This window comes from Xenorhabdus budapestensis, assembly GCF_002632465.1.
Taxonomy (GTDB): domain Bacteria; phylum Pseudomonadota; class Gammaproteobacteria; order Enterobacterales; family Enterobacteriaceae; genus Xenorhabdus; species Xenorhabdus budapestensis.
Window position 1 is genome coordinate 1 of the sequence record NZ_NIBS01000119.1, and the last position, 771, is coordinate 771.

At 51.0% G+C, this 771-nt stretch carries 1 protein-coding gene; it reads right to left on the reverse strand.

What is annotated here, in order from left to right; genetic code table 11:
- Positions 1-143: 143 nt before the first annotated feature.
- Positions 144-771, reverse strand: a 628-nt coding sequence (locus Xbud_RS19160; protein WP_099137547.1) for an integrase domain-containing protein, incomplete at its 5' end; no start/stop codon positions are given.

Sequence of the window (771 nt, forward strand, 5' to 3'; positions counted from 1 at the left end):
ATAAGCGAGTTAAAGTTAATGCTTTAACTCGAAAATGTCCAGAAATGAGTTAGCGATAACATAGGAATAATCGCCTAAGATTCAAGATTGCTTTGCTCAATTCCAATGACCAGAGCAGCAGATCGTGTGTGCTCCAATACAACTTATTCGCCCTCAATATTCTGGTAATACACCTGCTTAATATAACGCCCTCGCCCGTCACCATGCCCTAAATCCATCGAGACCAGTGCCAGCGCTTCTCGCTCGCTGAATCCTTGCGCTATATAATGCTCCCCGGATTGCTGAGCAAAATGATAACGCATACTGTGTGGCGCTTTATTACCGCTCAGTCCTGCACTTCTGACAATATAGCGGTAACGGTCGATGGCCTGCGTGATCGTCAGCTTATCAATCAGTTTACCACCACGCCCGGTCTGCTCGCGTTCAGCATAAGCAATCGCGTGTTGCAGGGCTTCCCGATCCAGTATGACCGTCTGCCGGGGTCGTCCCCCTTTAGTACCGAACACCACCCGCACAGACGTATGCCCGTTTTCCAGTGCTTTCTTCCAGGTCGCTAACGATTTGTAGGCTTCCACCGCTTCTTTGGTACGCAGTCCCAGCACATACGCCAGTTGCATAACAGCCGCGACACGCCGGTCTTTTTGTTCCACCTGCTGAAAAATGTCTCGGAATGCAGCCGGTGCCAGCGCCATTTTCGTTCCCTTGCGGCTGGTATCCGCGATACCCAATGCCCGGTTACTCAGGCGTGCATTATCGGGATCAGCCAGCTTA